The following is a 22,779-nucleotide window of genomic DNA, read 5'->3' on the forward strand; positions in this document are numbered from 1 at the left end:
GCGGGGATACGCTGCCGGGCATGGCCCGCTACTTCGACGTCCACCCCGTCGACCCGCAGCCCCGGGCGATCGGGCAGGTCGTCGCGCTGCTGAACGACGGGGGGCTCATCGCCTACCCGACCGACTCCGGGTACGCGCTCGGCTGCCGCGTCGGCCAGCACGACGGCACGGAGCGGATCCGCCAGATCCGGCACCTGGACGCCGGTCACCACTTCACCCTCGTGTGCGCGGACTTCGCCCAGCTCGGCCAGCTCGTGCGCCTCGACAACAGCGCCTTCCGCGCCATCAAGGCGGCCACCCCGGGGCCCTACACCTTCATCCTCCCGGCCACGCCGGAGGTCCCGCGGCGTCTCGCGCACCCCAAGAAGAAGACCATCGGCGTGCGCATCCCCGACTCCCGGGTGGTGCAGGCGCTGCTGCGCGAGCTGGAGGAGCCGCTGCTGTCGTCCACCCTCATCCTCCCGGGTGCCGACCGGCCCCTCACCGACGGCTGGCAGGTCAAGGAGGAGCTCGACCACGTGATCGACGCCGTCGTCGACGCCGGCGAGGTGCTGGCCGAGCCCACGACCGTCGTCGACTGGTCCGAGGGGTACCCCGAGGTCGTCCGCGTCGGCGCCGGCGACCCGTCCCGCTTCGAGTAGGCGGTTCGACCCGACGGTCTCGACCCGGCGGCCCGACCCGCCGGACGCCCTCCGCGGGCCCTCCCGCACGCGGCTAGGGTGGCGCCCATGAGCGACCGCGGACTTGCCCTGGCCCGATCCAAGATGCAGGCGGAGGGCGTCGCCCCCGCCGCGATCGAGACCTTCACCCGCTTCTACCACCTGCTGGAGTCGGGGGAGAGCGGGCTCGTGCGCGAGGCCGACGTCGAGCCGCTGACCGACCTGCCGCGGCACGCCGACCTCGAGGTCACGGGCGACGACGCCCAGGCCGCCCTCGCACGGACCGCGATCATCAAGCTCAACGGCGGGCTCGGCACCTCGATGGGCATGGACAGGGCGAAGTCGCTGCTCACCGTGCGGGACGACGCGCCCGCGGAGGACGCCGACGGCACCGGCGGGCGGGACGGTGCGCTCACGTTCCTCGACGTCATCGTCCGGCAGGTGCGCGCCGCCCGGGAGGCGACGGGCGCCCGCCTGCCGCTGGTGCTGATGAACTCTTTCCGCACCCGCGACGACACGCTCGCCGCGCTGGCGCCGTACGACGACCTGGCCGTCGACGGGTTGCCGCTGGACTTCCTCCAGAACCGCGAGCCCAAGCTGCGCGCCGACACCCTCGAACCCGTCGAGTGGCCCGCCGACCCGACGCTCGAGTGGTGCCCGCCCGGGCACGGCGACCTGTACCCGGCGCTGCACGCGTCCGGCGTCGTGCGGGCGCTCCTGGACGCGGGCTTCCGCTACGCCAGCGTCTCCAACTCCGACAACCTCGGTGCCGCCCCCGACGGCGCGATCGCCGCCTGGTTCGCGGCGTCCGGGGCCCCGTACGCCGCGGAGATGTGCCTCAAGTCGCCCGCCGACGTCAAGGGCGGCCAGCTCGTGGTGCGCAGGAGCGACGGTCGCATCGTGCAGCGCGAGACGGCGCAGACCCACCCGGACGACGTCGACGTCTCGCTCGACCCGACCGTGCACCGCTACTTCCACACCAACAATCTCTGGTTCGACCTGGAGGCGCTCGCGGCCGAGCTGGACCGCACCGGCGGCGTGCTGGAGCTGCCGCTGATCCGGAACGAGAAGACCGTGGACCCGACGGACCCGTCGTCGCCCGCCGTCGTCCAGATCGAGTCCGCGATGGGCGCGGCCGTCGCGGTCTTCGAGGGCGCGACGGCGATCGAGGTGGGGCGCGAGCGCTTCCTGCCGGTGAAGACGACGAGCGACCTGCTGCTCATGCGCTCGGACGTCTACGAGCTCACGGACGACTACCGCCTGGTCGCCCAGGTCGACGTCCCGCTGGTGAAGCTCTCGAAGACCTACAAGCAGATCGCGGGCTTCGACGCGCGGTTCGCCCAGGGCGCGCCGTCGCTGCGGACGGCGTCGTCGCTCACGGTCGAGGGGGACTGGACCTTCGGCGCCCGTGTGCGGGCCGAGGGCGACGCCGCCCTGGCCGACGCGGGCGAGCCCGCCACCGTGCCCGACGGCGCGACCGTCACCGCGGACGGCGTCACCCCCTGACCGCCCCCGGCGTCGTGAGTCAGGCGGGGAGGTCGACGACGCGGTCGGCGCCCGGGACCGGCGTGAGGGCGCCGGCGGAGGCGGCGGCGAGGTCCTCGCGCAGGCGGGGGAGCGCGGCCGGCGGCACGAGCAGGGCGAGCCGGGCCACGGCGGCGTACGTCGGCTCCTCGAGCACGGCGTCGTGGGCCTGCGCCCAGTCGCGCAGCAGGTGGTCGACGCGGCCGGCGTCGGCGTGCGGCACGTCGACGGTGATCTCCGTGAGCACCTCGCGCCGGCGCAGCAGCCCGTCGGCCGCGGCGACGTCCAGGGCCTCGGCGACGGCGCCGGAGTAGGCGCGCACCAGGCCGCCGGCGCCGAGGAGGACGCCGCCGAAGTACCGCGTCACGACCGCCACCACGTCGGTCAGCTCGCGGCGCCGCAGCACCTCCAGCATGGGCACGCCGGCGGTGCCGGAGGGTTCGCCGTCGTCGGAGGAGCGCTGCTGGTCGGCGTGCGTGCCGACGACGAGCGCCACGCAGTGGTGCCGGGCGTCCCAGTGCTCCTTGCGCAGCCGGGCGACGACGGCGTCGGCCTCCTCGATGGTCCGGGCCGGGGACACGTGGGCCAGGAACCGCGACTTCTTCACCACGAGCTCGTGGTCGACGGGGGCGGCGAGCGTGCCCGGGAGCCCGCCCCGGGGCCCACCCTGTGGCCCACCATGGAGCGTCGAGGGGGCGGGGCTGTCGCGTCGGCTCACCGCACGAGGCTACGACGGGGGGAGACACGCCGGACCACCTCCGAAGAAAAAGTGTGCCAAGCGCCAGGATGGGCCCCATGACGCAGAGCACGGGGGAGAACCCCGCCGCCGGAACCGACGGACCCGCCGCGCCGCCCGCCACCCGGTACCCGCGACCGACGGTCACGCTGGACGAGGCGGAGTGGGTGTGGCGCGAGCTGTCCGTGGAGGCGCTGCGCCCCGGCGGGAAGCCGGAGGTGGTGCGCCTGGCCGTGATCGCCGGGCTGACGCGGGCGACCGGGGCGCGCTACGGCGACCTGCTGCGCGTGCGGGCGGAGGACCTCGACCTGGGGCCGGAGCCGGACGCCGCCGCGCGCCGGGGCCGCGTCGGGGGCACGCGGGACCCGGGGGAGGGGAGGGTGCTGCTGCGGCACGGCAAGCACCGGACCCTGCGGGAGCACCGCCTGCCGCCCGAGGTCGTGCTGCTGCTGCGGCACTGGATGGTGGTGCGCACCGAGCTCGCCGCCGAGCTGGAGGGCTCGGTGCCCCGTGCGCTGCTGCTCACCGTGCACCACACGCACGACCACGGCACGACGGTGGCGAGCGGGCTGCCGATCACGCGGCAGGGGCTGGTGCTGTCGTGGCGGCGCTTCGCCCACCGGACGAACGCACGCTACGGAGCGGTGCGGGCGCCGCTGCCCACCCGGTTCGAGCAGGTGCGGCGGGCCTGGGTGGACGCGGGTGTGCCGGACCTCGGCAGGGAGGTGGCGCCACCCTCCGAGCTGCCCGATTCCGAGGAAAAATAGTGTGCCAAGCGCCATGAGACCCGGGGTGCTCCCCCGATCGCCTCACCCGGGCAGGGAAGGGCGGGTCGGTCAGGCGGTGTCGATGCCCAGCAGGGGCGCGCCGGGGGAGTGCGACGGCAGCTCCTGGAAGCCGTACCGGTCGTAGAACGCGCGGGCGCGCGTGTTGCCCGGGTCCATGCCGAGGTGCACGCCGGGGACCCTGCGCGTGGCGAGCGCCGCGCGCAGGGTGTCCATGAGCGCGCGACCGAGCCCGCGGCCCTGGCTCTCGGGCAGCAGGTCGATGTGCAGGTGCGCGGGGTACCGGTCGAGCTCGCCGGCGGTGATGCCGCGCACCATGCGGCCGGGATCCTTCCCGGCGTCGAGCAGGGCCGCCTCCGAGAACCCGGGCTCGCGCCCCGACGGCGGGGCGCCGGCCTCCGGGTGGCGCGCGGCGAACCCAGGGCCCCAGGCCCGCTCCCACCACGCCACGAAGTCGCGGGTGTCGGCGACGCCGATGACGTACCCGGTGAGGCGGCCCTCGTCGACGCGCAGGACGTCGTCCGCGGGGTCCGCGAGGGCGGCGTCGCGCGCCGGCTCCTCGTCGGCGCGCACGACGACGAACGCGAGCTCCGGTGCGTACTCCAGGTACGGGAGCGCGAACACCTCGGGCATGAGGCGGTCGTCGGAGTAGAGGCCACGGGCGTCGGAGCCGGCGGCGGCGGTGCGGACGCAGACCTCTGCGACGGCGGCCCGGTCGGTGTCGCGGTAGGGGCGGATCACGGGGTCATCATGCCGCAGGGGGTGCCGTCCGCCGGAGCGGACGACACCCCCTGCGGGCACGGGCACGACGGCCGGGTGCCGTGCCTACTTCTTCTTCCGTGCGGTCGTGGTCCTGGCGGACGACGTCCTGGCCGCGGCCGTCTTCGCGGGCGCCTTCGACGCAGTCTTCGACGTCGTCTTCGGGGCGGCCTTCGCGCTCGCGCTGCGGGTCGACGCCGACCGGGCGCCGGCTGCCGCCTTCTGCGCGGCGCCCGTCTCCGTGCTGGCACCCGCGGTCGAGAGCTCGCCGCCGGCGCTCTCGAGGTGGGCTCGGACGAACCAGTGGAAGAGCTCGAGCTCGTGCAGATGGCCGATGAGGAGGTCGTTCGTCACGTCGTCCAGGGACTCGGTGTCCTTCGCGGCCTTGCGGTGCGCGGTGATCACGCCCTCGTAGACCTCGTCGAGGGCGCCCAGGTGCTCGATCGCGGAGGCACGGCGGAGCGCGTAGTCGTCCCAGGTGCGCGCGGCGACGAGCGCGCCGGGGGTCCCGACGGGCGAGGAGCCGAGCGTCGCGATGCGCTCCGCGACGGCGTCGGTCATGGCGCGCACGGCGTCGACCTGGGGGTCGAGCATCTCGTGCACCGCGATGAAGTGCGGGCCCACGACGTTCCAGTGCACGTGCTTGAGGGTCAGGTGCAGGTCGGTCAGGGAGTTGAGCCGTTCCTGCAGGATGGTCGCCACCTTCGCTCCCTGCTGGGGCGTGAGCGAGGGCACCGTGTAGCGGGGGGTGTTGCGGTCAGCCATCGGAGGTCTCCGTCCTCGTCGGGTCGGCGCGGCCGTGGGGTCAGCGCGCCTCGCCATCGTCGCGCCGGACGACGATCCACGCGAGCGCGGCCAGGGCCACGACCCCGAGGGCCACGAGCCAGGACACCTGGCGACCCGAGAGCGCCCAGGCGGCGCACCCGACGGCGAGGGCGACCGCGACGACGACGCCGTCCCGCGCCAGGCCGTGGCGCAGCGCCGCGAGCTCGACGCGATCCGTCGCGGCCACGTGCGACGCCCACCACCCGAGCCGCGTCACGACGTAGCCGAGCGGGGCGAGCCACAGCACCGCCGGGTCGAACGGCGCGGCGTTCGACCCGAGCAGCTCGAGGGCCGCCGTCACGAGGGCGACGTGCGCCGGGGCCGGCCCCGGGCGGACCGCGGCCCAGACGGCGACGACACCGGCGAGCACGAGGACCAGCTCGGTGATCAGGTCCGTCCGGACCCCGGCCGCCACCACGAGCGCGCCCACGGCGACGACGAACGCGGTGCGGAGCACCAGGCCGGGCAGGCTGCGCCCGACCTGGACGCGGACGACGGGCAGCGGGCGCCCCGTCTCGTACCGCGACCGCCACCAGGCACGGACCCGGGCGGGCAGGGTGCGCCTCATCGTGCTCCCACCGCCGGGCGCCGGTGCCGTTCGTCGGCACGGACGAGGGCCTCGAACCGGAGGGCGGCCTCCTGACGCGCGTCGCCGGCCCAGCGCACGACGGGCACCCCCTCGGCCGCCATGCGCCGCAGCCGGTCGTCCCGCTCGGCCCGGGTGACGCGCCAGGCGAGGCGCATGTGCTCCTCGCGCGCCCCGCGCACCTCGGGCAGCGTGTCGACGAGCACGACGGGGTGCCCGACGGCGCGCCACGCCCGCACGAGCGCGAGCGGCTCGTCGTCGAGCACCGTGCTGAACAGGTACACGACGGCGTCCGCGGGGACCTGCGGCGCACGCAGCCGACGCGCGGGGACGCCGACCGGGCTGCTCAGCGCGAGCGCGTGCAGCACGCGGCGCAGGTGTCGGCGGCCCGCGGCGGGGACGAGCGGTCGCCGGCGGCGGCCGAGGTCGTCCACGCCGACCCGGTCGCCGGCGGCGACGAGCGACGCGGCCACGGACGCGGCGGCGTGCCGGGCGAGGTCGAGGGACGTCGGCTCGTCGACGCGCTGCGGCCCGGTGCCGCGCCAGGTCCGCAGGTCGGGGCCGACGTCGTCGCGCGAGTCCACGACGAGCACGGCGGTCGCCTCGGCCGTGGCGTAGGTGCGCCGGACGTACAGCGTCGCGAGGTCGGGGGACCGCCGGGCGGTGGTGTGCCAGTCGATGCGGCGCAGACGGTCGCCGGGTGCGAAGGCGTGCACGTCGCGCAGCTCGTCGCCGTCCCCGAGCCGCCGGGACGTGTGCGGGCCCGTGAGCCCCCGCAGGCGCCGGGGCACGGGCACGCGTCCGAGCGGCATCGCGGTGGGGAGCACGAGCCGGTCGGGCGCGGTGACGGCGACGGGGTCCTCGGTCGTCGTGCCGCCGGCGCCGTACCCGCGCGCGTCGACGTGGAAGGTGCGCTGCGGGCCGGTGCGCACGGTGCTCAGCGTGAGGGGCAGGTCGCGCGGGCCGGCCGCCACCACGACCCCGGCCGTGCGGTGCCCGGGCGCGGAGACGCGGGCGTGCAGCAGCTCCGTCCCGGGTGCCGGGTCGAGGCGCAGGGCGGCGGTGAGCTCACCGGGCGCGGCGGCGACCGAGGACGGGTCGATCGCGACGCCGGTGCCCCGCCGCGGCGCGCCGGCGCGCCACGCCCCGGGACGGCCGGCCCACAGCGCGCCGAGGAGCGGGGCGACGCCGAGCAGGGCGACGTCGGCCCGGCCGGCGAGCAGGCCCAGGCCGAGCACGAGCACCCCGGCGCCGAGGCCGGCCGCGGCCTGCGGGCTGCGCCGCCACATCGTGCGGGGCGTGCCGCCGGTCATCCCCGCCGGCCCACCGTGGCGGGCCCGGGCACGGAGGCGAGGAGCTCCGACACGACGTCCTGGGCCCGGACCGCCGACGCCCATGCCGTCGGCGTGAGGGTGAGGCGGTGCGCGAGCACCGGGACCGCCACCCGCTTGACGTCCTCCGGCAGCACGAAGTCGCGGCCGTCGAGGACGGCGACCGCGCGGGCCAACAGCAGGAGGTTCTGCGAGCCGCGGGGCGAGGCACCCACCTCGAGCGCCCCGTGGGTGCGCGTGGCGGCCGCGAGGTCGACGCAGTAGCCGGCGACGTCCGGGTCCACCTCGGTCGTCTCGACGCCGGCCTGCATGGCGAGGACGGCGGCGGCGTCGACGACGGGGCGCACGGGGGCCGCCTCCTGGCGCCGCGCGACGCGGCGCAGCAGCACGTCCCGCTCCTGGGCCCGGTCCGGGTAGCCCACCTCGAGCCGGACCATGAACCGGTCGAGCTGTGCCTCCGGGAGCGGGTAGGTGCCCTCGTACTCCACGGGGTTGGAGGTGGCCATGACGTGGAACGGGCGCGGCAGCGGCCGGCTGGCGCCGTCCACCGAGACCTGCCGCTCCGCCATCGCCTCGAGCAGCGCGGACTGCGTCTTCGGCGGGGTGCGGTTGATCTCGTCGGCGAGGAAGAGCCCCGTGAACACCGGGCCGGGGCGGAAGACGAACTCGCGGCTCGCCGGGTCGAACACCGACGAGCCGGTGATGTCGCTGGGCAGCAGGTCCGGGGTGCACTGGAGGCGCGCGAAGTCGAGGCCGAGGGCGGTGGCCAGCGAGCGGGCGGCGAGCGTCTTGCCGAGCCCGGGCACGTCCTCGAAGAGCACGTGGCCGCCCGCGAGCACGGTGGCCAGGGCGAGCTCGAGGGTGTCGCGCATGCCGACGACGGCCGTGCCGACCTCGTCGAGGACGCGTCGGCCCAGGGCCGCGACCTCCGTGACGGGGAGGGGGTGCTCCGGGCTGCTCGACCCGAGGTCGGCGGGCGGGTCGGCGGGCGGGTCGACGGTCATCTCGGGGGCCTTCCTGCGGGTCGGTCGGGGGGCGTGGGAGGTGCCGGCGCCGCGGCCGGTCGTGTCGTCGGCACCGGGATCGGCACGCTCGTCGGCACCGTGTCGATCGCGTCGAGCCAGCGGTGCACCTCGACCCGGCTCACGGGGCGGCGGGAGACGAGCCCGTCGACGACGTCCGTTCCGAGGAGGTGCGCGGCCGCCTCCGGGCCGCCGGGCGCGGCGAGGTCGACGCCCCGCTCGGCGAGCCGTGCCGCCGCGAGGTCCCGGACCCGGCGCAGCACGCGGTCGCCCACGGCGCCGCTGCGGGTGAACGTGGCCCAGCCCAGCTCGCTGACGTCGTTGCGCGCGCCGTCGCGACGGTCGTGGACGACGTCCGGCCACGGGGCCTCGTCCCCGTCGTCGAGGCACCGCCACAGCACGACCGCCGTCGTGACCACGACGACGAGCAGGGCGGCGTGCAGCGGGTCGAGCACACCGGTCAGGGTGAGCGCCGCGCAGGCCGCGAGCGCCGGGAGTGCGACGGTGAGCAGGGCGCGCAGGGGTGCGGGGCGCGGTGGTCGGGTGCGGGTCATGGGTGCGGGGCGGGGTCGAGGGCGCGGGCGATGCGGGACAGGGCGGTGCGGGCGGCGTGCACGTCGTCGGGGTGCACGGGGCGGTCGGTGAAGCGGGCGTGCTGGTAGAGGCGGCGGAGGGTGTCCACGTCGGAGGCGGGGACGGCGTGGCCGTCGTCGCGGCGCGCGGTGAGGAGGCGGGCGGTGAACTCGGTCGGCGTCTGGGCGGGGTCGCGACGGGTGCCGTGCTCGGCGGCGGCGTCCTCGAGGGCGACCCAGGCGGCGACGACGGCGTCGTGCGGGGTGGCGGCGTCGTCGATGCGGGCGAGCGCGGTGGCGACGGCGTCCTGGAGCTCGGGCAGGGGGAGGTCGGTCACGGTGGCGGTGGTGGCGTGGCCGGGGGTGAGGCCGTCGCCGTCGTCGTCCTCGGGGGTGGCGAGGGCGCGGACGACGCGGCGGGCGAGGAGCCACAGGAGGGCGGCGACGAGAACGGCTCCGGCGACGGAGAGGGCGACGACGATCCAGGTGATGACGTCGTAGGAGGGCGGGGGCTGGTCCCCGGGGACGATGTCGCCGGGCATCTGGGGCTGGACGGGGTCGGAGGCCTCGGGCCCGGGGAGGGCGACGTCGGGGAGGCGGAAGCGCCAGGGGGTGGCGGTGGCGGCGCCGAGCACGACGAGGAGGGCGAGGGCGGCCCCGGCGAGGGGCGCGAGGGCGCGGCGTGCTGCGTGCCGGGTCCGCGTCGGTGGGGCCATGCGCCGACGCTATCGGGTGGTGGGGTCCTCGTGGGTGCGGTGCTCGCGGCTGAGGTGCTCGGCGTGCACGCCGGCGACGGCGGCGGCGACGAACGCGGAGGGGTCGCCGTCGAGGGATCGTCCCATGGTGGACAGGCGGGCGGGGGAGCCGCGCAGGGCGTGGAGGAGGGCGGTGTCGGCGGCGACGTCGAGGACGCGGTGGTGGGCGGGGGCGTCGGCGAGGGTGGCGGCCTGGTCGTGGATCTGGCGGGTGAGCTCGGCGCCCCAGGTGGGCAGGGCCTCGAGGTCGGCGGTGGGGGCCGGGACGGGGACGTCGGCGGCCGCGAGCGCCACGCGGCCGTAGGCGGTGAGGCTGTGGTGGGAGACGCCGCGGTGGCGGTCGCGGGGGTCGGCGCCGGAGACGCGCAGGGAGGCGACGGGGCGTCCGCCGAGGGTGGCGGCGGCGTTGACGGCTTCTCCGGCGGCGACGCCGGAGAAGCCCCACCGGGTGCCGGTGCCGAGGTTGCCGGGGCCCTGGGTGAGGACGACGAGGTCGGCGCCCGCGACGTGGCGGGCGGCGAGGAGGCCGGTGTGCACGGTGACGGCCTCGAGGTCGCCGCCGAAGGCCTGTCCGACGGTGACGGTGGTGTCGAGCCACCCGGTGTCGCGGAGGGTGGCGACGGTGCGGGAGAAGGCGGCGGGCAGGGCGCCGCCGTCGGTCATCACGTAGGCGACGCGGGGGTGGGGTCGTCCGGCGAGGTCTGCGGCGTGGCGGGCGCCGGCGACGACGGCGGGCAGGGCGGAGTGCAGGTCGGCGACGACGACGGGCAGGCCGGTGAGGTCGTCGGCGTCGCGGAGCGTGTCGTGGTGGGTGGACTCCTGCTCGTCGACGCCGAGGACCATGGCCTGCAGGGGGGTGTAGCGGGCCTTGACGAGGTGGCCGGGTCCGGCGTGGGGGTCGGCGGGCAGGGCGGTGGCGTCTCCGGCGGGGCCGACGACGAGGGCGTACCCGCCGGTGCCGAGGCCGCGGGCGAGGGCGGAGACGTTGAGGAGGAGGCGGTCGCCGACGTCCGGGTCGCCGACGAGGGCGGTGTAGGCGAGGCCGCGGACCTCCCAGGGTGCGGTGGTGAGGTCGCGCGACGGCAGGGGGGTGTCGAGGCGGAGGGTGACCTCGCGGGCACCGGTCCAGGTGGCGCCGCGGGTGGTGACGGTGCCGGTGCGCCACGTCACGTGCGAGGTCACGTGCGAGGTGACGTGCCCGGTGGGCGCGTCGTCGCGGGCGTCGCGGGGCGTGCGGGGCTGGGGTTGGTTCGGCACTGTCGTCACCCACGAGAGGCTACCGGCGACTAGGTTGGTGCCGATGCCTGCGAACCCCGTGGACCCGGCCTCCGGCCCGCCCGTCGCCGCGCCGTCCGACCCTGCGCCGTCGTCGCGGGGCACCCCGCCGGCCGAGCGCCTGCTCAACCTCGTCATCGCGCTCGTGAACACGAGCGCGTCCATGACGAAGCAGCAGGTGCGCGCGGGGGTGGCGGGGTACGGCGACGCGCCGTCGACGGAGGCGTTCGAGCGGATGTTCGAGCGGGACAAGGACACGTTGCGGGCGCTGGGCATCCCGATCGTCACGGTGGACGGGGGCGGGCACAGCGACGAGGTCGGGTACCGCATCGACAACGACGCGTACGCGCTGGGCGCGGTGGACCTGACGCCGGCGGAGCTGGGCGTGGTGGCGCTGGCGGCGCAGCTGTGGTCGGACAAGACGCTGCGCACGGACATGTCGCGCGCGATGACGAAGCTGCGGGCGGCGGGCGCGGGGGAGGTCGCGGGGGACGCGGTGGCCGGGCTGGCACCGCGGGTGCGGGCGGCGGGCGACGCGTACGTGCCGCTGCTGGAGGCGGTCTCGGAGCGGCGGGACGTGTCGTTCCGGTACCGGGCGGCGAGCACGGGGCAGGAGCTGACGCGGCACGTGGAGCCGTGGCGCATCGCAGCGCGGGGCAGCGGCTGGTACCTGGTGGGCTTCGACCGGGCGCGCGGCGCGGCGCGGGTGTTCCGGCTGTCGCGGATCGCGGGCAAGGTGCGCGTGGGGTCGCAGGCGGGCGCGTTCGACGTGCCCGACGAGGTGGACGTGGACGCCATGCTCGGCGAGCGGGTCGGGGTGCCGCAGCGGGCGCGGCTGGCGGTGGTGCCGGAGCGGGCGCAGGCGCTGCGGGCGCGCGCGGTGCCCGTGGCCGACGGCGACGACGGGAGCCACGGGAACGGCGGCCAGGACGCGCGTCGTGCCGGCCGCCACGACGGGCGCGACCTGCTGGAGGTGCAGTTCCGCAGCCTGTCGGCGTTCGCGGACGAGGTGGCGGGGTACGGGCCGGCGGTGGTGGTGCTGGCGCCGCCCCAGCTGCGCGCGGACGTGCTGCGCCGCCTGGAGGCGGCCGCGGGGCTCGACGCCGGGGATGCGGGCACGGCAAGGGAGGCGACGGATGGCTGAGCGGGCCGACGACAGGCTGGTGCGGCTGCTGGGTCTGGTGGCGTTCCTCGACGGCGCGGGCCCGGTGCGGGTGGAGGAGCTCGCGGACCGGTTCGGGGTGACGCCGCGGCAGGTGCGCGAGGACGTGGACGCCCTGTGGGTGTCCGGCACCCCCGGGTACATGCCGGACGACCTCATCGACTTCGACGCGTTCTCGCTGGAGGACGGCGTCGTGACCCTGACGCAGGCGCGCGGCATGACGCGGCCGCTGCGGCTCGGCACGCGGGAGGCGGTGGCGCTCGTCGCCGCGCTGCGCGCGATGCACGCGTCGCCCGCGGTGCAGGCGGACCGGCGGCGGGCAGCCGTCGTCGCCTCCGCCCTGGACAAGCTGACCGCCGCGACCGGCGAGGCCGCGGGCGCCGTCGACGTGCAGCTCGAGGGCGAGGGCGACCCGCGGGTGGTCGCGGCCGTCACGACCGCGCTCGCCGAGGGCCGTCGCCTGCACCTGCGGTACGTGAACGCGGCCGACGTCACCTCCGAGCGCGACGTCGACCCGCTGCGCCTGCTCACCCAGGACGGCGCCATGTACCTGGTGGGGTGGTGCCTGCGGGTGGACGGGCGTCGCACGTTCCGGGTGGACCGCATCCTCGACGCCCGGGTGCTCGACGAGCCGGTCGCCGAGCGTGACGTCGCCGTGGCGGGCGACCTGGGCGCCGACGTGTGGGCGTCCGTCGCGCACCGGGGCGCCCCGGCGGCGACGTTGCGGCTCGCGTCCGCGGCGCGGTGGGTCGCGGAGGAGGTGCCCGCCGAGTCCGTGCGCGACCTGCCCGACGGCACCGTCGAGGTGCGGCTGCGGGTCACGAACCCGGCGTGGCTGCGGCGCCTGCTGCTCGCCAACGCGCCCGACGTCGTCGCCGTCGACCCGCCCGACGTGGCGCACGACGTCGCGCACTCCGCCCGGACCGCCCTCGCCGCGTACGCGGCGACGACCGCCGACGAGACCGTAGGCTGACCGGCATGTGGGGCTGGATCTGGGCGGGGCTCGTCGTCGCGACCCTCGTGGGCGCGTTCTTCCTGGGCCGTCACCTGTGGCGCGCGGGGATGCGCGCCCTGCGTGAGGCGTCCCGCGCGGGAGAGGTGCTCGGGTCCGCGACGGACCGCATCTCCGCCGCCGTCGCCGAGGCCGAGGCGCACCGCGTCGACACGTCGCCCACCCTGTTCGACGACCCCGTCGTGCTGCGCGAGCGCGTCGCCGAGCGGCGCCGGCTCAAGGCCGAGCGGGTCGCGGCCCGCCGCGAGCGCCGGACGGCGACGTGGCGCCGGTGGGAGTCCGAGAGCTGGCTGGCCGCGCGGAACGCCGACAAGGCGGCGCACGCCGACCTGAGGTCCCGCACCCCTGCGCGGAGGCGCTAGCCTCCGCATCACCGCCGCGCCCCGTCGAGCGACGTGGCGTGACGTGGAGCGGCACCCGTGCACGCACACCGGGAGGGCACGATGACGTTCTTCGCACCGCAGACCTGGGACGGCACCGCGTACGTCGGTGGCTGGACCCGCCTGGCCGGGACGCGGCCCGTCGTGTCGCCGGCGACGGGGGCCACGCTCGCCACCGTGGGGGGCGCGTCCCCGACCGACCTCGACCGGGCGGTCGGGACGGCGTGCTGCCCGACGTCGACGTGGCGGCCGCGGCGTCCTGCAGGGCTACCCGTTCTGACCGGTACTGCGACCGGAACTGCGACCGGAACGTTGTTCGGAGCGATGATGGGGACGTGTCGTCACCCGAACGTCACCTTCGCCGCCGCGGGGACCCACTAGGGTTGACCCCGACACACCCCGCCCACGGGCGGACGAGAACGAGGAGCCATTCTCATGGGCATGCTCAAGCCCTGGCACATCATCGTGCTGGTGGTCGTGATCCTGCTGCTGTTCGGGGCGCGCAGGCTCCCTGACCTGGCGCGCAGCGTCGGCCAGTCGCTGAAGATCTTCAAGAAGGAGGTCAAGGACCTCACGGACGACGGCAAGCTCAACGACTCGAACGAGCCGTCCGACGACTCGACGACGACGTCGCCGTCGACCTCCGGTCCTGCCACCTCCGCCACGCAGGCGCCCCCCGCCTCCGCGGGCGGCCAGGAGCAGATCCCGGGTCTCATCGACCCGAAGCAGCCGCGGGCGTAGTCGGTGCCCGGAGACACCCGGGACCCCGAGGGGCGCATGCCCCTGCGCGAGCACCTGCTGGAGCTGCGCAAGCGGCTCTTCCTCGCCGCGTGCGGCCTCGTCGTGGGTGCGGTCGCCGGATGGGTCCTGTACGAACCGCTGCTCTCCGCGCTGCAGGCGCCCCTCGAGGTCGCCGCGCTCGAGCAGGGCAAGACGATCGCGCTCAACTTCACGGGCATGGCGTCGGCGCTCGACATGAAGATCAAGGTCTCGCTCTTCCTCGGCGTCATCGTGACGTGCCCGTGGTGGCTCTACCAGCTGTGGGCCTTCGTGACCCCCGGGCTGACGAGGCGGGAGAAGGGGTACGCCTACGGGTTCCTCGGCGCCGCGGTGCCCCTCTTCCTCGGCGGCGCCGCGCTGGCCTGGTGGGTGCTCCCGCACGCCGTGGACATCCTGGCCGGGTTCGTGCCCGACGGGGCGGTGAACTTCACCGACGCGCAGGGGTACCTCAGCTTCGTCATGCGCCTCGTGCTGGCGTTCGGCATCGCGTTCGTGTCGCCGGTGTTCCTCGTCGGCCTCAACATGGCCGGGGTGCTGCGGCACGAGACGCTCGCCAAGGGCTGGCGGTGGGCGGTGCTCGTCGCGTTCGTGTTCGCGGCCGTGATGACGCCGACGCCCGACGCGCTGACGATGATCTTCGTGGCCCTGCCGATCTGCGTGCTGTACTTCGGGGCCCTCGGGATCTGCGTGCTGCACGACCGGCGCGTCGACAAGCGCAGGGTCGCCCCCACTGTCTGAGCCGGACCCGCACGGGGGGAGCACGCGCGCGCGTCGCCTGGGCGTGGTCGTGAACCCGACCGCGGGCAAGGGGCGTGCCGCGTACGCCGGGGAGGGCGTGCTGGCCGGGCTGCGCCGGGCGGGGCACGACGTCGTCGACCTGTCCGGTCCCGACGCGGACGCCGCGCTGGCGCGGGCCCGTGCCGCCGTCGACGGGACGGGCCTGCCCGTGGACGCGCTCGTCGTGGTGGGCGGCGACGGCATGGTGCACCTGGGGGCGCAGGCCGTCGCCGGCACCGGGGTCCCGCTGGGGATCGTGCCGGTCGGCACCGGGAACGACTTCGCCGCCACCCTCGGGCTGCCCGTGCGCGACCCCGCGGCGGCGGGCGCCGCGCTGTGCCGGGCGCTGGACGCCGGCCCCGCGGGCCGTCGCCCCGTCGACGCCGCGCTCGCGACGGGCCCCGGCCTCGCCGGCGGCCCGCGCTGGCTGGCGGGCGCGGTCTCGGCCGGCCTCGACGCCGCCGTGAACGCCCGCGCGAACCGGCTGCGCCACCCGCGCGGCAGCGCCCGGTACACCGTGGCCGCCGCGCTCGAGCTCGTGCGCTACCGCCCCTGGTCGTACCGGCTGACGTTCGACGGCGTCGTCGAGGGCCCCGGTCTGCGCCTGCGGCCCGGACCGGCGGGGACGGCGACGTGGACGGGCCGCGCCGCGCTCGTCACCGCGGCGAACGGGCCGCAGATCGGCGGGGGCATCCGCGTCGCCCCGTCGGCCTCCCTCGACGACGGCCTGCTGGACGTGCTGGTCGCCACCGACCTGTCGAAGGCGGGCGCGCTCGCCGTCTTCCCGAGCATGTTCACCGGCGGGCACGTGCGGCGTCGCAAGGTGCACGTCGTGCGGGCGCGAGCGGTGACGATCGAGCCCGGGCCGGAGGCCTGGGTCGCGGGCGAGCGTCCCCTGCCGGTCGCGCACGCGGACGGCGAGCGGCTCGGCGCGCTGCCGCTGCGCGTCGAGGTGCGGGCCCGCGCCCTGCAGGTGCTGGTCGAACCACGCTGAGGGCGCGCCACGAATCGCCCCGGGGCGCCGCACGGACCCCGGGGCGGCGACGCCTAGGCTGATGGCATGACCCCTCGTTCCCGTCCCGGCTCCGGCTCGCGCGCCGGCACGCCCGACGGCACCGGCACCCTCACCCCCGCGGAGCGGTACGCCGCGTCGCGGGAGCGCAGCGCGCGCGACAAGGCCGACGCCGAGGGCGAGCTGCGGCTGTTCCGCCAGGAGGTCGGGTTCGAGCTCGACCCGTTCCAGGTGGACGCGTGCGTCGCGCTCGAGGAAGGCCGCGGGGTGCTGGTCGCCGCACCCACCGGCGCCGGCAAGACGGTGGTCGGGGAGTTCGCCGTCCACCTCGCCCTCGCGCGCGGCGGCAAGGCGTTCTACACGACGCCGATCAAGGCGCTGAGCAACCAGAAGTACACCGACCTCGTCGCCCGGCACGGCGCCGCGAACGTGGGACTGCTCACCGGGGACACGTCCATCAACGCGGGCGCGCCCGTGGTCGTCATGACCACCGAGGTGCTGCGCAACATGCTCTACGCGGGGTCGTCCGCCCTCGACGGGCTGGCGTACGTCGTCATGGACGAGGTGCACTACCTCGCCGACCGGTTCCGCGGCCCGGTGTGGGAGGAGGTCATCATCCACCTGCCCGACCACGTGCAGCTCGTGTCCCTGTCCGCGACGGTGTCGAACGCGGAGGAGTTCGGCGACTGGCTCGCCACCGTGCGCGGCGACACGGCCGTGGTCGTCAGCGAGCGCCGGCCCGTGCCGCTGTGGCAGCACGTGGTCGTCTCGGCGCCGGAGCCGCGCGGCGTGCCGCGCCTCATGGACCTGTACGCGGGGCACGTGGACCCGACCGATCCCGGCACGAACCCGCCGATCAACCCGGACCTGCAGGCGATGTTCCGCGTGTCGGCGCGGGCGGAGTCGGGCCACGGCCGGCACGGGCACCGGGGGCGCGGCGACCGCGGGTACCGGGGCCGGGGCGGGAACCGGCCGGGCGCCGGCGGGCCCGTGGCGCACCGCCGCACGCCGCCGCGGTTCGCCGTCGTGGACTCCCTCGACGCGGACGCGCTGCTGCCCGCCATCTACTTCATCTTCTCCCGCGCGGGCTGCGACGGGGCGGTGCAGCAGTGCCTGCGCGCGGGCCTGCGGCTGACGAACGCGGAGGAGGAGGCGCGGATCCGGCGGGTGGTGGAGGAGCGCACCGCCACGATCCCGACCGAGGACCTCGACGTGCTCGGGTACTGGTCGTGGGCCGAGTCCCTGTCGCGCGGCATCGCCGCGCACCACGCGGGCATGCTGCCGGTGTTCAAGGAGACCGTGGAGGAGCTGTTCTCCCGCGGCCTGGTGAAGGTCGTGTTCGCCACCGAGACGCTGGCGCTGGGCATCAACATGCCCGCCCGGTCGGTGGTGCTGGAGAAGCTGGTGAAGTGGGACGGCACCGCGCACCAGCCGGTGACGCCGGGGGAGTACACGCAGCTCACCGGCCGGGCGGGGCGGCGCGGGATCGACGTCGAGGGGCACGCCGTCGTCGTCGACCACACCGGCCTCGACCCGGTGGCGCTGGCGGGGCTCGCGTCCAAGCGGCTGTACCCGCTGCGGTCCAGCTTCCGGCCCACGTACAACATGGCGGTCAACCTGGTGGGCCAGGTGGGCCGTGAGCGGGCGCGCGACGTGCTGGAGACGAGCTTCGCGCAGTTCCAGGCCGACCGGGGCGTGGTCGGCCTGGCGAAGCAGGCGCAGGCGCACGCGGAGGCCATGGAGGGGTACGCCGAGGCGATGGCGTGCGACCGGGGCGACTTCGCCGAGTACATGGGGCTGCGGCGCGCCATCAAGGACCGCGAGAAGGAGCTGTCGCGCGCCGCGTCGGGGGCCCGGCGCGCCGACGCGGTCGCGTCGTTCGAGAAGCTGCGTCGGGGCGACGTGGTCGAGGTGCCGTCCGGGCGGCGGCGCGGGTACGTCGTCATCCTGGACGCGGGCCGCGACGACCGGGGCTTCGACGGGCCGCGGCCCACCGTGCTCACCCAGGAGAAGCAGGTCAAGAAGCTCACCCTCGCGGACGCGCCGGGCGGCGTGGAGGTGGTCGGCGTGGTGCGCATCCCGAAGGGGTTCAACCCGCGCCGCCCCGACCAGCGGCGCGACCTGGCCTCGAACATGCGCAACGCGCTCGGCGCGTTCTCGGGCGACGGCGGCTCCGGCCGGCACCCCGGGCGGCGCGACGGTGGGCAGGCCGGACGACGCGGTGACGCGGCGTCCGACGCCGAGCTGCAGCGCCTGCGCGCGGCACTGCGCGCCCACCCGTGCCACGGCTGCCCGGACCGCGACGACCACGCCCGCTGGGCGGAACGGTGGGAGCGGCTGCGCGCCGAGCACGAGCAGCTGGTGCGCCGCGTCGAGGGGCGCACCGGGTCGATCGCCCGCACGTTCGACCGCACCTGCGACGTGCTGACGCGGCTGGGCTACCTGGCCCGCACCGGCGAGGACGCCTCCTCGCCGGACCACGACGGCGGGGAGCGGGGGACCCTGGCGGTCACGGACGACGGGCGGTGGCTGGGCCGCCTGTACGCGGAGGACGACCTGCTCCTCGCGGAGTGCCTGCGCCGCGGCATCTGGGACGAGCTGGACGCGCCCGGGCTGGCGGCCGCGGTGTCGACGGTCGTGTACTCGGGGCGCCGCGAGGAGGCGTCCGAGCCGTTCGTGCCGGGCGGGCCGCACGGGCGGCTCGCCCTCGCGCTGGACGCCACCACCCGGGCCTGGTCCGAGGTGACCGACCTCGAGGCAGCGCACCGCCTGGAGGCGACGGGCCCCCTGGACCTGGGCCTGGTCGCCCCGGTGCACCGGTGGGCGTCCGGGAAGAACCTCGACGCGGTGCTGCGCGGCACGGACGTGGCGGCGGGGGACTTCGTGCGCTGGTGCAAGCAGGTGCTCGACGTGCTGGACCAGCTGGCGAAGGCCGCCCCGCGTCCCGCGCTGCGGGCCACGGCGCGCAAGGCGCAGACCGCCGTGCTGCGCGGCGTCGTCGCCTACTCCAGCGTGTGACGGCAGCGGGTCGGCGGCGGCGACCCGCTGCCGGCCCGTGCGGATGTGAGGAATCCGTGCGGCCGGTGTGGGGGTGCGGTGGGCGCCCGCCCGCGGCGGTGCCATAGAGTGCAGGCCGTGACGTCCACCCTGTACCGCAACGGAGTCGTCCACTCGCCCGCCGACCCGTTCGCCGAGGCCCTGCTCGTCGACGACGGCGTCGTGACCTGGCTCGGCGCCGAGGACACCGCCGCCGGCCTCGCGGCCCGCGCGGACCGCGTGATCGACCTGGACGGCGCGCTCGTGGCCCCCGGGTTCGTCGACGCGCACGTCCACCTGCTGGAGACCGGCCTGGCGGCCGGGTCCGTCGACCTCACCGCCGCCGGCGGGGTGACGTCGCTCGCCGCGGCGCTCGACGCCCTTGCCCGGGGCGCGCGCGAGCTGGACGCCGCCGACCCGGGCGGCGAGGAGGTGCTCCTCGCGTTCGGGTGGGACGAGCAGACCTGGCCCGAGCGGCGCGCCCCCACGGCCGACGAGGTCGACGCCGCCTGCGGCGGGCGGCGCGTGTACGCGGCACGGGTCGACGGCCACTCCGCCGTCGTGTCCGGGTCGTTCGCCCGCGCGGTGGGCCTCGACCGGACCCTCGGCTGGGAGGCGTCCGGGATGGTCACCTCCGACGCCCACCACGCCGCGGCCGCCGCCGTGCGGCAGGTCTCGCCCGCGCGCCGCACCCGCGCGTACCGGCGCGCCCTCGCGGACGCCGCCGCCCGCGGCATCGTCGGCGTGCACGAGATGAGCGAGCCCACCATGGACACCCGCGAGGGGCTCGCGGAGCTCGTGGCGCTCACCGCGGACCCGGCGGGCGGGCTGCCGCACGTCGTCGCGTACCGGGGCGAGCTGTGCGCGACGGCCGACGACGCGCGCCAGATGCTCGCTGAGCTGCCGTTCCTCACCGGCATCGCCGGTGACCTGTGCGCGGACGGGTCGATCGGCTCGCGCACCGCGGCGCTGCGCCACCCGTACAGCGACCTGCTCGCCGCGCCGGGCGCCGCCGAGCCCACGGGCCGCCTCTTCCTCACGGGCGAGGACATCGCCGCGCACCTGGCCGCCTGCTCGACCGCGGGCACGCAGGGCGGGTTCCACGTCATCGGCGACCGTGCCATGGACGAGGTGGTGCGCGGGCTGGAGCTCGCCGCCACCGAGCACGGCGCGAGCCTGCTGCGCTCCGGCCACCACCGCCTCGAGCACGCCCTGTTCGTGGACGCGTCCGCCCTCGCCGCGCTGCTGCTGTACGGGGTGGCGCTGTCCGTGCAGCCCGCGTTCGACGCCGCCTGGGGCGGCAGCCTCGGCATGTACGCGACGCGGCTCGGGCCGGGGCGCGCGTCGACCCTGTCCCCGTTCGCGGACCTCGCCGGGGCGGGCGTGCCGCTCGCGTTCGGCTCCGACACCCCCGTCACCCCGCTCGACCCGTGGCAGGCGGTGCGCGCCACCCTCACCCACGAGGACACCATGCAGCGCATCTCCGCGCGGGCCGCGTTCCGCGCCCACACCCGCGGCGGGTGGCGGCTCGCCGGGCTGGACCACACCGGCGCGGGCGAGCTGCGCGTCGGCGCGCCCGCACACCTGGCGGTCTGGCGCGCGGACACCCTGTCCGTCCAGGCGCCCGGCGACCGCCTGTCGGCGTGGAACCCGGAGGCGCGCGCCGGTCAGCCGCTCCTGCCCGACCTGTCCGAGGGTGAGCCCGACCCCGTGTGCCTGCAGACCGTGCGCGACGGCGTCGTCCTGCACGACACCTTCGACTGACCCGGACCGGGAGATGCCGTCGAGCACGCGATCCGTCGCGGCAACCGGCCGGTTCCCGAAGCCGATCGCGTGCTCGAAGGGTGCCGGGCGGCCTGACGACGGCCCGCGGTCACGTACCCTGCGGGGGTGTCGCACGTGAGCCCCAGGCCGGTCGAAGAGCCCTCCGACGGGGGAGCCGCCCCCGGCGTCGAGGACGGCCGTGACGAGAGCCGTGACGAGGGCGCCGTGCCGCGCGCGACGACGCCGGCCGACCGGTGGGCGAGCCGCCCCGCGACCCTGCTGCTCGCGGTGGCGTCCGGGGCCGCGCTGTGGGCGTCGTTCCCGGACGTCGGGGCGTGGCCGCTCGCGTTCGTCGGCGTCGCGCTGCTGTTCGCCGCGCTGCGCCGTGACGGCCGCCGCGCGGCCGGCTGGAACTTCCTCGTCGGCCTCGTCGCCGGACTGACGTTCTGGCTCCCGCACATCTGGTGGGCGAACTTCGCCACGGACACGGTGCCCTGGGTGGCGCTGTCCGTGCTGGAGACCCTGTTCCTCGCCGCGTTCGGGGCGCTGTGGACGTGGGCGCGCCGGTGGCGCTGGGTGCTCCGGCACGCCGTCGCGCAGGCCGCCGTGTTCGCGGTCGTCTTCGTCGCGGTGGAGCAGTGGCGCTCCGAGATCCCGTTCGGCGGCTTCCCGTGGGGCCGCCTCGCGTGGGCGATGGCCGGCGCGCCGACCGGGCGCGCCGCCTGGCTGGGCGGCACCACCCTCGTGTCCCTGCTCGTCGCGGTGGCGGGCGTGCTGCTCGCGCTCGCGGTCGGGCGCCTGCTGCGCACGCCGTGGCGGGACGCTCGACGGCGGGCACGGTCGGCCGCGAGCGCCGGCGCGTTCGTCGTCGCCGCGGCCGCCCTCGTCGTCGCGCCGCTGCTGCTGCCGCTGGCGCACGACCCGGGCACGCGCGAGGTGACGGACGCCGACGACCCGGGCCGCGCGGGCACGGTCGTCGACGCGGGCACGGGCACGGCCGAGGCGGGCGTGCTGCGCGCCGGGGCGGTGCAGGGCAACGTGTCCGAGCCGGGGGAGGGGTCGTTCGCGAACCGCGCGGAGGTGCTGAACAACCACCTGGACGGCACGTACGCGATCGCGGACGAGCAGGCGGCGGGCGCGTTCGGCGACGAGCCGGGCGACGCCGTCGACGTGGTGCTGTGGCCGGAGAACGGCTCGGACCTGGACCCGCAGACGACGCCGGAGGTGGGCGCGGCGATCGACGACGCGGCGACGGCGGTGGGCGCGCCGATCCTCGTGGGCGCGCAGGAGTGGCCGGACACCGGCGGGCGGTACAACGTGGCGCTGCTGTGGGAGCCGGGCGAGGGGGTCACCCAGCGGTACGCGAAGCAGCACCCGGCGCCGTTCGGGGAGTACATCCCGATCCGCGGGTTCGTGCGCCTGTTCAGCTCGCAGGTGGACCGCGTGACGACGGACATGATCCCCGGCACGGAGCCTGCGGTGGTCGACCTGCCGGTCGACGGCGCGGCGATCGGGCACGGCACGGGGGAGGCGACGGTGCCGATGGCGACCGTGATCTGCTTCGAGGTGGCGTACGACGAGATCGTGCGGGACGCGGTGCAGCGGGGCGCGCAGGTGCTGGTGGTGCCGACGAACAACGCGTCGTTCGGCTACACGGCGGAGTCCACGCAGCAGCTCGCGATGACGCGGCTGCAGGCGATCACGACGGGCCGGGCGGCGGTGCAGGTCTCCACGGTGGGGGTGAGCGGCGTCGTCGCGCCGGACGGGACGCTCGTGGCGCGCACGCAGCTGTTCACGCCCGACCACTGGGTGGCGGACCTGCCGCTGCGCACGGAGCTGACGCCGGCGGTGCGGGCGGGCTATTGGCCCGGCTGGGCCGTGGGTGCGGCGGCGGTCGTCCTCGTCGTCGGGGGGATCGTGTCCGCGGCCCGGGCGCGGCGCGGCTGACGGCGCGGCTGACGGCGGGGGACGACGAGGGAACGACGAAGGGCGGGCACCCGGTGGGGTGCCCGCCCTTCGTGATCGTC

At 76.5% G+C, this 22,779-nt stretch carries 20 protein-coding genes and 1 pseudogene; 12 read left to right on the forward strand and 9 right to left on the reverse strand.

The features are described 5' to 3' along the window. Nucleotides 1–20: 20 nt before the first annotated feature. On the forward strand, nucleotides 21–641 hold the full coding sequence (locus ACFQ80_RS02890; protein ID WP_430562477.1) for an L-threonylcarbamoyladenylate synthase: 621 nt from the start codon (nucleotides 21–23) through the stop codon (nucleotides 639–641). An 87-nt stretch (nucleotides 642–728) separates the two neighbouring features. Continuing rightward, entirely contained in the window at nucleotides 729–2,165 is a 1,437-nt protein-coding gene (locus tag ACFQ80_RS02895) for a UTP--glucose-1-phosphate uridylyltransferase (protein WP_430562478.1), read from the forward strand. A gap of 19 nt (nucleotides 2,166–2,184) precedes the next feature. On the opposite strand, the gene ACFQ80_RS02900 is transcribed toward ACFQ80_RS02895, so the two are convergent. Beyond that, the gene (locus ACFQ80_RS02900; protein WP_430562531.1) at nucleotides 2,185–2,793 is read right to left on the reverse strand and encodes an IMPACT family protein; all 609 of its coding nucleotides are present in this window, start codon (nucleotides 2,791–2,793) and stop codon (nucleotides 2,185–2,187) included. A gap of 185 nt (nucleotides 2,794–2,978) precedes the next feature. Here ACFQ80_RS02900 and ACFQ80_RS02905 point away from each other — a divergent pair, with 185 nt between their 5' ends. Continuing rightward, a complete protein-coding gene (locus tag ACFQ80_RS02905; RefSeq protein ID WP_430562479.1) occupies nucleotides 2,979–3,686 on the forward strand; it encodes a hypothetical protein in 708 nt (235 codons plus the stop codon). 69 nt (nucleotides 3,687–3,755) lie between these two features. Here the strand turns inward: ACFQ80_RS02905 and ACFQ80_RS02910 are convergent, their stop codons facing one another. The 8 genes and pseudogenes from ACFQ80_RS02910 to ACFQ80_RS02945 all read right to left on the reverse strand — a co-directional run bounded on the left by ACFQ80_RS02910 (nucleotide 3,756) and on the right by ACFQ80_RS02945 (nucleotide 10,724). Beyond that, complete coding sequence (locus tag ACFQ80_RS02910; protein WP_430562480.1) at nucleotides 3,756–4,445, reverse strand: GNAT family N-acetyltransferase; 690 nt, start codon at nucleotides 4,443–4,445, stop codon at nucleotides 3,756–3,758. A gap of 210 nt (nucleotides 4,446–4,655) precedes the next feature. Further along, a pseudogene (locus ACFQ80_RS02915) lies at nucleotides 4,656–5,228 on the reverse strand (Dps family protein); the annotation flags it as partial. Nucleotides 5,229–5,268: 40 nt separating this feature from the next. Continuing rightward, a complete protein-coding gene (locus ACFQ80_RS02920) occupies nucleotides 5,269–5,856 on the reverse strand; it encodes a hypothetical protein (protein ID WP_430562481.1) in 588 nt (195 codons plus the stop codon). Further along, nucleotides 5,853–7,187, reverse strand: coding sequence for a DUF58 domain-containing protein (locus tag ACFQ80_RS02925; protein ID WP_430562482.1), 1,335 nt, complete (start codon nucleotides 7,185–7,187; stop codon nucleotides 5,853–5,855). The genes ACFQ80_RS02920 and ACFQ80_RS02925 overlap by 4 nt, the downstream gene beginning before the upstream one ends. Beyond that, nucleotides 7,184–8,209, reverse strand: coding sequence for an AAA family ATPase (locus ACFQ80_RS02930; RefSeq protein WP_430551928.1), 1,026 nt, complete (start codon nucleotides 8,207–8,209; stop codon nucleotides 7,184–7,186). Before ACFQ80_RS02930 ends, ACFQ80_RS02925 begins: the two co-directional genes overlap by 4 nt. Further along, nucleotides 8,206–8,781 (reverse strand): hypothetical protein, encoded by a 576-nt coding sequence (locus ACFQ80_RS02935; protein ID WP_430562483.1) that lies wholly within the window; start codon nucleotides 8,779–8,781, stop codon nucleotides 8,206–8,208. Before ACFQ80_RS02935 ends, ACFQ80_RS02930 begins: the two co-directional genes overlap by 4 nt. After that, nucleotides 8,778–9,515: a DUF4129 domain-containing protein gene (locus ACFQ80_RS02940; RefSeq protein ID WP_430562484.1), complete on the reverse strand. Its 738-nt coding sequence runs from the start codon at nucleotides 9,513–9,515 to the stop codon at nucleotides 8,778–8,780. Before ACFQ80_RS02940 ends, ACFQ80_RS02935 begins: the two co-directional genes overlap by 4 nt. 9 nt (nucleotides 9,516–9,524) lie before the next feature. Further along, complete coding sequence (locus tag ACFQ80_RS02945) at nucleotides 9,525–10,724, reverse strand: DUF3866 family protein (protein ID WP_430562532.1); 1,200 nt, start codon at nucleotides 10,722–10,724, stop codon at nucleotides 9,525–9,527. A 130-nt stretch (nucleotides 10,725–10,854) separates the two neighbouring features. On the opposite strand from ACFQ80_RS02945, the gene ACFQ80_RS02950 reads away from it, so the two are divergent. The 9 genes from ACFQ80_RS02950 (at nucleotide 10,855) to lnt (ending at nucleotide 22,699) form a co-directional block, all read left to right on the forward strand. After that, entirely contained in the window at nucleotides 10,855–11,973 is a 1,119-nt protein-coding gene (locus ACFQ80_RS02950) for a helix-turn-helix transcriptional regulator (RefSeq protein WP_430562485.1), read from the forward strand. Then, nucleotides 11,966–12,964, forward strand: coding sequence for a helix-turn-helix transcriptional regulator (locus tag ACFQ80_RS02955; RefSeq protein WP_430562486.1), 999 nt, complete (start codon nucleotides 11,966–11,968; stop codon nucleotides 12,962–12,964). The genes ACFQ80_RS02950 and ACFQ80_RS02955 overlap by 8 nt, the downstream gene beginning before the upstream one ends. A 5-nt stretch (nucleotides 12,965–12,969) precedes the next feature. Then, nucleotides 12,970–13,365 (forward strand): hypothetical protein, encoded by a 396-nt coding sequence (locus ACFQ80_RS02960; protein ID WP_430562487.1) that lies wholly within the window; start codon nucleotides 12,970–12,972, stop codon nucleotides 13,363–13,365. A 453-nt stretch (nucleotides 13,366–13,818) separates the two neighbouring features. Continuing rightward, entirely contained in the window at nucleotides 13,819–14,124 is a 306-nt protein-coding gene (tatA, locus tag ACFQ80_RS02965; protein ID WP_430551922.1) for a Sec-independent protein translocase subunit TatA, read from the forward strand. A 36-nt stretch (nucleotides 14,125–14,160) separates the two neighbouring features. Further along, on the forward strand, nucleotides 14,161–14,901 hold the full coding sequence (gene tatC / locus ACFQ80_RS02970) for a twin-arginine translocase subunit TatC (protein WP_430552016.1): 741 nt from the start codon (nucleotides 14,161–14,163) through the stop codon (nucleotides 14,899–14,901). 49 nt (nucleotides 14,902–14,950) lie between these two features. Then, a complete protein-coding gene (locus ACFQ80_RS02975) occupies nucleotides 14,951–15,934 on the forward strand; it encodes a diacylglycerol/lipid kinase family protein (protein WP_430551921.1) in 984 nt (327 codons plus the stop codon). Between the two features lie 66 nt (nucleotides 15,935–16,000). Then, nucleotides 16,001–18,970, forward strand: coding sequence for a DEAD/DEAH box helicase (locus ACFQ80_RS02980; protein WP_430562488.1), 2,970 nt, complete (start codon nucleotides 16,001–16,003; stop codon nucleotides 18,968–18,970). A gap of 117 nt (nucleotides 18,971–19,087) precedes the next feature. Beyond that, nucleotides 19,088–20,752, forward strand: a complete 1,665-nt coding sequence (locus ACFQ80_RS02985; RefSeq protein WP_430562489.1) for an amidohydrolase — start codon at nucleotides 19,088–19,090, stop codon at nucleotides 20,750–20,752. 126 nt (nucleotides 20,753–20,878) lie between these two features. After that, entirely contained in the window at nucleotides 20,879–22,699 is a 1,821-nt protein-coding gene (gene lnt / locus ACFQ80_RS02990) for an apolipoprotein N-acyltransferase (RefSeq protein WP_430562490.1), read from the forward strand. The last annotated feature ends 80 nt before the right edge of the window (nucleotides 22,700–22,779 follow it).

This window comes from Isoptericola sp. NPDC056578 (assembly GCF_042793275.1).
In the GTDB taxonomy this organism is placed as follows: Bacteria; Actinomycetota; Actinomycetes; order Actinomycetales; family Cellulomonadaceae; genus Isoptericola.